This is a genomic window from Gracilibacillus salinarum (assembly GCF_022919575.1).
Taxonomy (GTDB): Bacteria; Bacillota; Bacilli; order Bacillales; family Amphibacillaceae; genus Gracilibacillus; species Gracilibacillus salinarum.
Genome location: NZ_CP095071.1, coordinates 1,425,384 through 1,437,694, shown reverse-complemented (window position 1 = coordinate 1,437,694; position 12,311 = coordinate 1,425,384). Strand labels below are relative to the sequence as shown.

General features: G+C 38.4%; 11 protein-coding genes. 3 read left to right on the top strand and 8 right to left on the bottom strand.

What is annotated here, in order from left to right; genetic code table 11:
• Positions 1-14: 14 nt before the first annotated feature.
• Together MUN87_RS06980 and MUN87_RS06975 are read right to left on the bottom strand one after the other, a co-directional pair.
• Positions 15-527, bottom strand: a complete 513-nt coding sequence (locus MUN87_RS06980; RefSeq protein WP_244746990.1) for a GNAT family N-acetyltransferase — start codon at positions 525-527, stop codon at positions 15-17.
• A gap of 589 nt (positions 528-1,116) precedes the next feature.
• Positions 1,117-2,073, bottom strand: a complete 957-nt coding sequence (locus tag MUN87_RS06975) for an NERD domain-containing protein (protein ID WP_244746989.1) — start codon at positions 2,071-2,073, stop codon at positions 1,117-1,119.
• A gap of 121 nt (positions 2,074-2,194) precedes the next feature.
• Here MUN87_RS06975 and MUN87_RS06970 point away from each other — a divergent pair, with 121 nt between their 5' ends.
• From MUN87_RS06970 to MUN87_RS06960, 3 genes are read left to right on the top strand one after another with little or no spacing between them, the layout of a single operon-like run.
• Positions 2,195-3,412 carry a metallophosphoesterase family protein gene (locus MUN87_RS06970; RefSeq protein WP_244746988.1) on the top strand — a complete coding sequence of 406 codons (1,218 nt, stop codon included), beginning with the start codon at positions 2,195-2,197 and terminating at the stop codon, positions 3,410-3,412.
• Between the two features lie 2 nt (positions 3,413-3,414).
• Positions 3,415-6,261, top strand: coding sequence for an AAA family ATPase (locus tag MUN87_RS06965; protein WP_244746987.1), 2,847 nt, complete (start codon positions 3,415-3,417; stop codon positions 6,259-6,261).
• Positions 6,262-6,275: 14 nt separating this feature from the next.
• Positions 6,276-6,677 (top strand): GNAT family N-acetyltransferase, encoded by a 402-nt coding sequence (locus tag MUN87_RS06960; RefSeq protein WP_244746986.1) that lies wholly within the window; start codon positions 6,276-6,278, stop codon positions 6,675-6,677.
• A 696-nt stretch (positions 6,678-7,373) separates the two neighbouring features.
• Here MUN87_RS06960 and MUN87_RS06955 read toward each other — a convergent pair.
• The 6 genes from MUN87_RS06955 to MUN87_RS06930 form a co-directional block, all read right to left on the bottom strand.
• Entirely contained in the window at positions 7,374-8,594 is a 1,221-nt protein-coding gene (locus tag MUN87_RS06955; RefSeq protein ID WP_244746985.1) for a hydrolase, read from the bottom strand.
• Positions 8,595-8,689: 95 nt separating this feature from the next.
• The gene (locus MUN87_RS06950) at positions 8,690-9,700 is read right to left on the bottom strand and encodes a peptidylprolyl isomerase (protein ID WP_244746984.1); all 1,011 of its coding nucleotides are present in this window, start codon (positions 9,698-9,700) and stop codon (positions 8,690-8,692) included.
• 115 nt (positions 9,701-9,815) lie between these two features.
• A complete protein-coding gene (locus MUN87_RS06945) occupies positions 9,816-9,995 on the bottom strand; it encodes a hypothetical protein (RefSeq protein WP_244746983.1) in 180 nt (59 codons plus the stop codon).
• Between the two features lie 483 nt (positions 9,996-10,478).
• Positions 10,479-11,018, bottom strand: a complete 540-nt coding sequence (locus tag MUN87_RS06940) for a DUF3267 domain-containing protein (RefSeq protein WP_244746982.1) — start codon at positions 11,016-11,018, stop codon at positions 10,479-10,481.
• A gap of 243 nt (positions 11,019-11,261) precedes the next feature.
• Entirely contained in the window at positions 11,262-11,630 is a 369-nt protein-coding gene (locus tag MUN87_RS06935; RefSeq protein WP_244746981.1) for a YtxH domain-containing protein, read from the bottom strand.
• A 53-nt stretch (positions 11,631-11,683) separates the two neighbouring features.
• The gene (locus MUN87_RS06930) at positions 11,684-12,109 is read right to left on the bottom strand and encodes an HIT family protein (protein WP_244747905.1); all 426 of its coding nucleotides are present in this window, start codon (positions 12,107-12,109) and stop codon (positions 11,684-11,686) included.
• Positions 12,110-12,311: the final 202 nt, after the last annotated feature.

Here is a 12,311-nt window from a genome sequence, read left to right as displayed (position 1 = left end):
AGCTCTTTTCCCATTTAGGCGTCAATCCAAAAGCGGTGAATAATATTCCCGTCATTATCGACATAATCATCAGCTGCTTTCCCGCCATTGCGTAAAATCACTTTCTTAGACGCGACGTTTTCAGCATCACATGTAACGAGTGTTTCTTTAATACCTAATTCTTTTGCTTTTTTCAATGCTAATTGAAGCATGATGGTCGCATAACCTTTCCGTCGTTCACTTGGACGAATGCCATAGCCGATGTGACCACCTGATTCTAGCAAAAAATCATTTAAATAGTGTCGGATATTTACCACTCCGATCACGTTAGCTTCATCAACGAGCCAATACGTTGTGTCCGGTACCCAGTTCTGTGGGATATTTCCGCTATGATGATCATCATAAAATGCTAGCAATTTATCGATATCATCAGGAAATTGCGCAATAACCCATGGTATCATTTTTTCCTTGCTTTCATCCCATTCGAAATAGAATGATTGATAGGCAGAATACCAGTTTTTGTCAGGTTTGACTAATTGAAGCGTCATTGCTAAACACACCCCTTTTGTTTGGTTCATTTATATTTTTATTCTAGCATGAAAATCCATATTTGTTGGAATTCGCGAATAAAAAGGGGAGTTCGCGAATAAATTGCAGAGATCGCGAATAAAAGGAGTAATTCGCGAATAAATTGCAGAGATCGCGAATAAAAGGAGAGATTCGCGAATAAATTGCAGAGATCGCGAATAAAAGGAGTAATTCGCGAATAAATTGCAGAGATCGCGAATAAAAGGAGAGATTCGCGAATAAATTGCAGAGATCGCGAATAAAAGGAGAGATTCGCGAATAAATTGCAGAGATCGCGAATAAAAGGAGAGATTCGCGAATAAATTGCAGAGATCGCGAATAAAAGGAGAGATTCGCGAATAAATTACAGAGATCGCGAATAAAAGGAGAGATTCGCGAATAAATTGCAGAGATCGCGAATAAAAGGGGAGTTCGCGAATAAATTGCAGAGATCGCGAATAAAAGGAGGAATTCGCGAATAAATCACAGAGATCGCGAATAAAAGGAGGGATTCGCGAATAATCGCAGAGATCACGAGTGAAAAGAGCAATCCTCGTCAATAACGTGTTTTTACGAGCTGTGATACATGATGCTTTCTAGATGATAACATCTGTTCTTCTTATATCCTGAAAACTGCAGCTGGAGCAAAAGCATTAATCTTCTTACCACATGTATCGAATTGATTTCCAAAAAATAACGTGCTTGTTTATTGGTGATGGTGGGTCCGAAGATATAAGCCCAATCCCTTAATGCATGAATGTGCATGGTTTTGTCCTTTAAACCGCATTTTGGGCATTGCCACGTACCATGTATTCGCTTAGCCTTAACCTGCTGGCAATTTGGACAAAATACTCCCCTTATTACTTGTTTAGGAGGAATGCCAAATTTCTCGAGTGTGTTTACTTTGCGATCGCGGTGGTGCTTAGTTAAAAAGACTGCAATTTTTTTAAGGTGTGAAATTGAGTAAGATGAAGAATCTGAAGATCGTAATAAACTTTTCAATCGGATTGGTAATTGTTGAGCCGTTATCATATCTGGGTGCTGAAATTGGAGATTAGCCTTTGGATGCGTGAAGACAACAAGAGAATAGATAGGAGGGTGCTGGAGGTTGTGCATATGAAGTACTGCTTCTAGTTTTTGCTGTTGAACTTGTGCTTGGATCAGCGGATGGTCAAATACTTCGATCATATTCTCATCCACTTCCTGAACTAATTGATCAGCCTCGTTTAATGAAAGTTTCCCCTTCATATGTTTCACTTCTATAATAAATATCTTATTTAAGTAAATAGTCAGGCAATCGATCTGAAAAAAGTGGTCATGCCATGGAATGCGAAGTCCATATAATAGGATTTTCTCTTCAGAATCTAAAGAAAGGTAATAGGGAAGTTTGTTCTCTCCGATGTAACCTGACCGCTCTTTACCAAGGGCAGCGTCTAATTGTTGCGTGATATTCTGTAACTTAAGGCGATGTACTAAAGCTTCCAATTGCATCAGGTAGTAACTTTTCTGAACGGAATCATTTTTCAAAGCTAGATCTCCTTTATAATCAATTTATACCCTTATTCTAGCATAAAATTCCATATATAATAGAATCGAACGTGCATTCTGTTTTGTGCTCTGCTAAAATAGAGGTATAGGAGGGAAAGACATGGGGAAAGCAATCAAATTTATCCATTGTGCGGATTTGCATTTAGACAGTCCGTTTAAAGGGTTGAAGAATTTACCGGAGGAATGGTTAACTGACATAAGAAAGAGTACCTTTAAGGCATTAGATCGGCTGATCGAACAGGCAATAGATTTAGAAGTTGACTTTGTCATCATGGTGGGAGATCTTTTTGATCAGGAGCAGCAGAGTATGCAGGCCCACATGGCATTGCGCGATGCTTTTCAACGTCTGCAATCATACAATATTCACGCTTTTGTTTCCTTTGGTAATCATGATTTTCTGAGCAGTCAGACTTTTCCACGCAATTATCCGGACAATGTTCATGTTTTTGACTCAGAAAACGTAGCAGAGATACCTTTTTATAAAAACGATCAATTAATGGCAAAGGTGTATGGCTTCAGTTATCAGCATCGCGCCGTTCTTACCAATAAAGTGGAGGAATATCAGAAAACGAACGATGATTGCTTCCATATCGCAACATTACATGGCAGTTTAGGTAATGAGAACACGAATGAGCATGCAATATACGCTCCCTTTCAATTGTCAGATTTGAAACAGTCAGGGTTTGATTACTGGGCATTAGGCCATATACATAAACGAGAAATACTGGCTGAGGATCCGATGGTTGTTTATCCAGGTAATATTCAAGGCCGATCCACTAAGGAAACAGGTGCTAAAGGGTGTTACATCGTCACGATGGCAGATAATCAGACAAATCTGGAATTTATACCATTGTCACCGATTGAATTTAGAAAAATGAAACTAAATGCTAGTGATTGGACCGACATAACGAACATAACAGAAGAAATAGCAGAACGGCTTCAACTGCAGCAGCCACAGGAAAAAATACTGACCCAGTTGACTTTTGAGCAAGTACCGGAGCATGGTGAGCATTGGTTTACGCAAGGTTTTATCGATGAAATGATTGACTACCTTAATCAAACATCACACCAGAATTACGTCATCAACTATAAGTGGAATAAAGCAGCCAAGCGGTCGCAATGGATGCAAGGTGGCCGTTTCCTGGAAGAGTTAAACGATGCATTGCAAGAAACAGAAATCGACCAAATCAATCAGCCGTTATGGCAACATATTGACGGTCGTAAATGGCTAAGTAATCTGGATAAAGAAGACAAACAGGACATCGAGGATGAGGCAGCATTCTTACTTGATCAATTATTGCATGAAAAGGAGGTGTAGTAATGCGGATTGAACAGATAGAAATCTATGGATTCGGGAAATGGATCGATCAGCGTTTTTCATTTAATGATACTGCTTTTATCGAAATTGCTGGTGATAATGAGGCTGGGAAGTCGACATTGCGTCAATTTATCCTTTATGTAGTATTCGGAATGAAGGCGAAAGAACTGGAACGTTACATGCCTAAGCAAGGATCGGTTATTGGTGGCAGATTAACAATCGCTGGTTTGTCGGAACAAACCGTAACGATAGAACGGATACAGGGAAAGCAAAAAAATAAAGCTGTTATCTATGGTCATGACGGATTGAAAATGGATGAGGAATGGCTGGTCCACGCATTGCAAGGTATAGACAAAGAACAATTTCAGTCAATCTATGCGTTTGATGCCCATGATTTACAACAGGTTCAACAGATTGATGGCGATGCTTTGCATGATATATTGCTCGCGATCGGGATGACCGGATCTAACCGGATCTATTATGCTGAGAAGAATATAGAAAAACAGACGGCAGAGTTGTTTAAACCATACGGTAAAAAGCCAGCTCTTAATCAATTGTTTCAAGAATTATCGGTTCTGCAGCAGAAATGGGATGAGGCAAAAGCAAAAGAAGCAAAATACCGTCAACACTTAACAGAAATAGAAACTAGTGAAGCTAAACTGTACCAATGGAAACAAGAGCAGAACTTAGCCGATGAACAACTTGGGATGATAGAAAAAAGGCTGACTCATTATCCAATCATTTCGGAATATTATTTCGTGACGGCTGAATTACACAGATATGATCAGCAAGTCATATTCCCCGTTGACGGATTACATCGTTTTAACGAGTGGAAAGCATCTCTCTTACCATTGCAGAGTGAGGCGCAAGTTTTACAAAACAACATAGAAGAATTAAAGCTTCGGATAAGCAATACTACTCTTTTGCCAGCGGTTGAATTAGAAGAAATAAAGCAGGGGATACAGCTACAACAAGAACTTGCTGAAATCAAACAACACATCATAGAAAAAGAAAAGCTTCATGTTGCATTGGAGAAAGATATTACGAATAAGCTAACCAGTTTGCAAATACAGATAGACATTCCACAACTACAAGAAATTGAATTGCCATTTTATCTGGAGGAGGCTTGGTCTGATTTAGGTACACAACTAGACAAGCTTTCTGTTGAGAAGCAATATGTCGATTCCGACCTGGCATCAACTGCAAAATGGAAGCAAGAACGTCAGCAGGAAAAGGCAAGGCTGGAGCAATCTGCTCTTTCTGCTGGACAGATTGAGCAATGGGAACAGGAAGTACAACAAGCTGAACAACAGGAAACACACAATAAACAGCAGAAGAAATTTCAGAAATGGCAACAAGCATACGCTAAACAACATCAAACAGCTGGTATTGTGCTAATCGCAGGAATTTTGCTCGCAGCGATCTTGTTTTTCGCTTCATTGGTGAACAGTTCAGTTATGGTATTGATACTTTCGGTTGTGCAATATGGAGCTGTCCGTATTTATGGGAAAACATTTAGGAAATGGCTTCAACCTGAGCAGTCACACAGTATGAACTGGACACAAGACGATATAGTAGAGCGGAAAGAGGCACTTAACCAACAGAAAGAAATCAGTGAACTGCTGCAAAAAGTGGAAAAAGACATTCAGCACTATCAGTTAGAGCAACTAAAACTAGAAGAACGAATTCGTTTCATTGAGGAGAGAGTGCAGCAAGTCGAACAGAAAGTCGCTGACCATCAAGAGGATTATCCATTTCTCAAGCAAGTAGCCTTACCGTATTGGACGAGATTATATCAACAGCTTATCTTGCAAAAGGAAAACCTACAGACATGGAATGATCAGCAAAAAGAGCTTCAAGAATGGAAAGAGGTCCAAAAATCCAAACAAGAGGCATTGCAGCATCTATCTGAAAAAGCGGAGGACTTTTCCCGAACCCTCGCGAATCAGGAGGAGAAAGAGCAACAATTGCGAGAGTGGAAGACAAGGTTGGAAGAAATCTCATCACAGCTCGAAGCTGTAGAGAAAAAACAAGTGCCATACCAGCAAGAAATAGCTCACCTTCTTGCTAAAGCAGGCGTCGACACGGAAGAAGCATTTATCGAAAAAGGGGAATATTATGCAAAAGTGCAACATTTAATACAGCAATCCCAGCAGACTTATGATCGTCTGAAAGTACTGTTCACAGATGAGTCTATCACCTATTTTGCGGAGGGGTCATTTGAGGACGAGCATGTTCTGCAACAACAACGGGCAGAATTAATCAAAAAAAGAGACGCGCTTTCGAATAGTATAAATGAGGGACAATCACGTCTGAGTGATCAAAAAGCAAATGTTGCGCTGTTAGAACAAAATGAAGATGTTTCGGTATGGAAGCATCAAATCGCTTTAAAGAAGGAAGAAGCCGATTCGATAGCGAAGAAATGGTCTGTATACCAGCTTGCATGGAAAAGTTTGCAACAGGCAAAGTTGAGTTATTCTCAAAAGTATATGCCAAAAGTTTTTAATCAGGCTAGTATCTATTTTAAACAACTGACATTACAGCGATACTTGCAAATTTTAATCGAAGACAATCAAAGAATAATGGTAGAGGATAAGGATGGCTATTTGTTTTCGGTCGATGAATTGTCCCAGGCAACCAGGGATCAGTTATATATTGCATTACGCTTTGCATTAAGTCAGGTCATGTCAGAGACGTTAGCAATGCCCTTCTTAATTGATGATGGATTTGTTCATTTTGATAAAAAACGAAAAAAAGAAATGCTGGCGCTCATTAATCAGATAAGTCAAGATCATCAAGTGCTTTACTTCACAGCGAATGCCACGGAAAAAGCGAGTATAACTTTATAGAGGAGAGGGTTGACATGGAAAGGATCATATACAAGAGTGATGCCTTAATCACTCCTAAGCACTTAGCGGAAGTGTTTCAAGCATCCGGAATCAAAAGACCTGCAGATGATTTGGACCGTTTACAGCGGATGTTGGAGCATGCCAACATATTGATTACCGCCTGGGATCAGGAGTTGTTAGTCGGAGTTGCGAGAGGATTGACTGATTTTAGTTATTGCTGTTACTTGTCTGATTTGGCAGTGGACCAAGCGTATCAACATCGGGGGATAGGGAAGCAGTTGATCGAAGAAGTGAAACAGCAGATAAACGAGCAAGTAGCGTTAATTCTATTATCCGCACCGAACGCAATGGACTATTACCCGAAGGTAGGATTTAATCAGATCGACAATGGTTTCATTATCAAACGATCTAAATAATACAGAGATAGGAAAAGATCTGCATGTTAGACATTGTAGATCTTTTTTTATCAGCCAATATAAAAGTGCAGTCACATCAGTATTCGGAACATGAAGTTGAGTTCCTATAATGTGGATTTTGTTAACAAAGGCTGTATTGCTGAATGATCATTTTTATAGAGTTTATCTGCTTAGCAAAGCTCCAGAAATAGGCTCCGCGTCCTGTGGGCACGGCTTCAGCTAGGCTACAACTTGAACAGCATCTCTGCTGCCTTGTGAAAGCACACTTCGAAGCAATGCTTGCAGACACAGGCACAAATATAATGGATCTTCAGCTCGCGCTGATTCCACGGGAGTCTCCGCCTATTTCCTACGCTTAAGGGAAGTGCTACAACGTATGTAACAGCAAAAAGCAGTCGTGCTAGGCAATGTATTTCATCAATTAAGGTGTAAATCTTGCAGATAGTGCTTCATATCCTAGCTGTCGCATAAATTGTGGAGCTATACATCAGCGTAGGCCAACCACGTAGACTCCCGCGGGATTATGCAGACGCTGAAGATCCACTTTGTGAAGCGATCTTTCTTCACAAAGTTAGCTTCAGCCGTGCCCCGCAGGACGCGGAGTGGTTGGACGGAGCGGTATTCCAGCACATTAAATATCTCAATATGGATGCTCTGCTAGCAATGGCTAGTTTACATAATCCACATCTCTCCCTATTATTTCTCTTCATCTGCTTCCGTATTTTCATACCGGCTATCGAGATAATCTACTATATGAATAATGTAACCTTCTAGATTACCAGGTTTGCGGACGGCGCTGCCCCATTCTGGAAGGCCGTGGTGGCACAGAATGCAATGGCTCATCAGGTGAATGGCTTCCATACTAATCGAGATGTTCTCTTTTTCAATCAGCTGTGACAAAACAAGTACGCCGTAAGGGATATGGCCTACGGTTACGCCTAATGGATCCATTGCGATACCTGCCTGTTTCCGGTTGCTATTTTCAAATTCAGCAGTTGGAAATAGGAAGTGGAAAATATCGATGGATTTGCCGGCATAATCATATTCTGCCAGTTTTCCAATATCATGAAACAGTATACTTGTCATTAGAGCACCATAATTAATATCGTCATACTTATAGTCAGCCATTCCTAACAACATGTGATAGAGATGATCTATTGTATCTTTCCAAACGAAAGAAGGACGTGAATTGTCCTCTTTCAGGCCATTCCATATTTCTTGTTTATATTCAGTTTCTACTTTATGGATTAACTTCATTACTGCTCGAAATGGATTATCTGATTGCACTGTGATATACCGGCAGAAGCGCATTAAACCGATTGTGTGTTTCAACAGGCCACCAAGATAATTATGATGAAACCCTTTAGCAGCTGGACTGATACGAAAAGCTTCCCAGAGGCGCTCCATCGCTTTGATAGCAATATCCTGATACGGTTTATTTAATTCAAACAGATAGGCAAAAAGTTCTTCTGTTAATGCCTCGATATCTTGTTTCGTATACGCGAGGAGAGTGGATGGATCTATCTTTTCCTCACATGGTGTCATTTCGTATATGGTTACACTTTTGAAGCCATTGAATTCATCTACTTGTCCTCGGATATCAAAGACACCGACCTGTTCCAGTATTGGCAACATCTGCTCTACTTCACCATTGTTATCCCACATTTTGGCGGAAATGGTGCCTGATTGATCGCTAAATTGTAGTTTTAAAAAAGATTTATTTGTTTTTGTTTTTTTTACTTCAAATTCGTTTAATAATACTCGTGCTTTTACCGAGTTCCCTTTTGTTAGTTGATTCAATTGGACACCTTGAATTGCTTCAGGAAATGTAGGTGCAGGAAATCCGGTTGCGATCATTTGCTTTTGTTCATCTGTCAGTTCGTATGTAATATCGATCATATCATAAAAATAGTTCATTATTATCTATCCCATCTTCGTTCAGAATATCTTTAGCATAACATAAAAACCCCCATCTTCCATAGAAGATAGGGGTTGAAGTCTCACTTTATCTATTATTCAGATTGCTCAGAAGAACTGTCCTCGCTGCCAGAAGCGTCGTCTTGAGATGCTTCATCTTCAGTAGATTCTTCTTCAGAAGAGCTGTCTTCTTCTGTTGCTTCTCCTTCAGAAGAGGATTCATCGGTTGTGCTTCCTTCTTCAGATGTTGCTTCTTCTGTTGCGAATAAGTCTTTGAATTCATCAATTTTTACATCGATTTCTGCATTATCCATAAGCTCTTGGATTTTTGCTTGAACAGCAGCTTGGTCTACTTTAGTTGCTGCGATTTCACGTTTAATTTGATCTTGAACATCTTCTAATGGCTCTACATCTTCGTTTTCTACACGGTCTGATAATTTAATAATATGGAATCCGTAATCAGATTGTATCGGATCACTTACTTGGCCAACTTCCATGTCATATGCTGCATCTTCAAATGCAGGAACCATGTCACCTACACCAAATTCACCAAGTTCTCCACCGTTAGAAGCAGATTGTGTATCGGTAGAATATTCTTCTGCCAAGGCAGCAAAATCTTCGCCATTATCTAATTTTTCTTTTACTTCATTAGCTGTTGCTTCATCGTCAACAAGAATGTGACTTGCGACAAGGTTAGTCTGCATTCTGTCATAACGAGTTTGAATTTCTTCATCCGTTACTTCGATGTCTTCTGTAGCTGCTTTTTCTTGTAATAAGTTTACTTTTAAGTCTTCACGGAACGCATCTTCATCGGCATAACCGCTTTGTTGTAATACAGCTTCCCATTGATCACCGTATTGCTCTTTATATGTTTCAATTTCTTTGTTGACTTCTTCATCAGAAACATCATACTTATCTTCAAGAATTGTTTCTAATACCATTTGTTGAAGTACTTGTTCTCCACTGTTAGCTTTTAATTCTTCATAGAAATCTTCTTTGCTGATATTTCCTGATCCTGTTTCTACAACTGTTTCCGAATCGGAAGAGCAAGCGGAAAGTGCGAAAACACTTGTTGCAAATGCTGCTGTGATTAATAATTTCTTCATTTGACAAACACTCCTAATTGATTTGCTATTACTATTTTGTTTCCCTTGCAATAATATAACATACTTTCTTTTAAAATAAACCTCAAATATGCTTATTACATAGATTTTACTTATTTTACGTATAAATGACTTCAACATATGAAGAAATAAGTAAAATCGTAATTAAAACATTGATAGTACGGAAAACATTTGGCTGTTTTTCCTGTGACATTTCTGTTTGTAAACAAAGACGCATAGTAAGTGTGTTAAAGATAAACAGCACAAAAAATGCAAATATAACAAAAACGTAAAGCATTACGATGACCTCCTTCATTCCCTTTAAATACTTTAACAAAAAATTGAAGATTTGAACAGTCATTGCACATGATTCCTTGTATCGAAAGTATAAATTAGCCTAAATAATTAAATGAACCTGAAAAAAGAACCGCAAATTAGTAAAAAGAATACGGAGCGTACCAGTCATCATAACAAAAAACGGAAAAGTCACCCGTTCCTAACTAACAATATAATGTACAACTAACTATAATATGGATTATGTAAACAAAGGCTGTATTGCTGAATGATCTTTTTGAAATATTTTATCTGCTTAGCAAGCTCCGGAAATAGGAGTGGTTGGACGGAGAGGTATTCTAGCACATTAGATATCTCAATATGGATGCTTGGCTAGTAAAGCTTTGTTTACATAATCCATACCCATCTTCATTTTCTGGATCTTTACTTCCACAACTGTACGTATTTACTTTTCTTCACTCAAAAAATAGACCAGCATTATACTGGTCTATCGTTGGATTAGTATATCATAGCCTGTGTCATCATTAGAAATGACACATTTTCTTGGAGCTCTCCATAAGTGACGGATAAATAGAAAATCAATATAGGATAAGCTTAAGTTAATAGCACCGAATAACAGGAAATAAGGGTAATGAGACGGTGCGAAATAGCTGTAAATAATACAAGGGAGCGTAATGACAATCGTTGGTGTCAATAGCGCAACAAACAAAGTTGGTTTGTTTGTTTTCGTATTATTGCATACGCGAAAGTTAGGAAATATTCCTTTTTCTAATGTCCAAATTAGCTTTAATTGTTTGTTTATCAATAGTAATGGTACAACACGTAACATCTTGTGCAGTAAAGGTAATATCGCTAATCCTATCAAAAGTGGAATCATTCCGTGATCCTCTACAACGGCGCCCTTATGAATTAAATTGAAAGGTAGATATAGAAAAATAAAAGATAATAAGCCGAATAAAAAGGATAATATAATACTGCGATAAAAACCAAGTTGCTTTGTCACGTTAATTGAATCCCAACAATTCATGAGGATCACCCCTTTAATACCGAAATCATTTGTTAAATAACACTACATGAATATAGTATGATTTAGAGGAAAAATCAATAGTTTTTTTGTAAATTTTTTTAAATAATTTTCTGTAGCCTCATGTAAGCGATTTTTATTCTGATTTGCGCCGTTTAACTGCAAATTATTGCTTAAAAAAAGCACCTGCAATAGTAACATATTGTTAACCATTGCGGTGCGTTTGGATTTTTATACAATTTGGGCTTATTGCTCAGATTGTGTATTGGTTTTTTCTTCTAATTCTTTTAAGCTTTCTTCAATCTGGGTTAAGTACTTCTGAATATTTTTTTGGTGCGGTTCAACGGTTTTTTTCCATGATTCGATGGATTCTTTCACATCAGCAGAAAGGTCTTTTATGAGAGCAGCACCTTCTTTTGATGTTTTGGTGATCTGTTCTTTTAGATCTACGCCATCTGTTCGTAATTGGTTTACATAGCGTACTGCGTTGTCACTTTTAAGCTTGACATCTGTTCTCAGTTCTCTACCAGCCTTTGGTGTCGTGAAAAGTGTAGCAGCCGCACTTACGATTCCTCCGGCCAAAATCCCAATAAGTAAGGACTTACTGTTAATCATACCGAACACTCCTTTCATTATATATCATTCTCTTTTTTGTTCATTATCAAACCTTATTTTTGCACGTTAACGGAGATTTTTGACGCCACGTCTGCTAAATCATATTGCCCTTCATGGGTATTCCAGGTTGGCTGGAAACCATCCGTCTCATCATAACGAGGGATAAGGTGTAGATGAAGGTGAAATACGGACTGACCAGCTGCTTCTCCGTTATTATTTAGTATATTAATGCCTGCTGGTTCAAATGTTTCTTTTATGGCATTTGCAATTTTGGGTACACGTGCAAATAATGCAGAAGCGACTGCTTCATCTGTTTCATAAATGTTTTTCGTATGTTCTTTTGCTATCACAAGCGTATGGCCTTTTGTTACTTGACCAATATCCAGAAAAGCATAGACATCTTCATCTTCATATACTTTTGCAGAAGGAATGTCGCCAGCGATGATCTTACAAAAGATACAATCGTCATGTGTTGGCATCATGTATCGCTCCCTTATATGTATTTATTTTTATTATACATTATTTTCAGTTTACTTTAAAACGGTAACAGTGAAAATCTACGATATAAACTCTTTTTCTTAATAGATTACATAATTACAGCCCTCGAATAATATGCTAGATAGTAGAAATAGTATTTTTACTATGTACCTGCAAGCATAAGAAGAGAATCACTGCTTATCA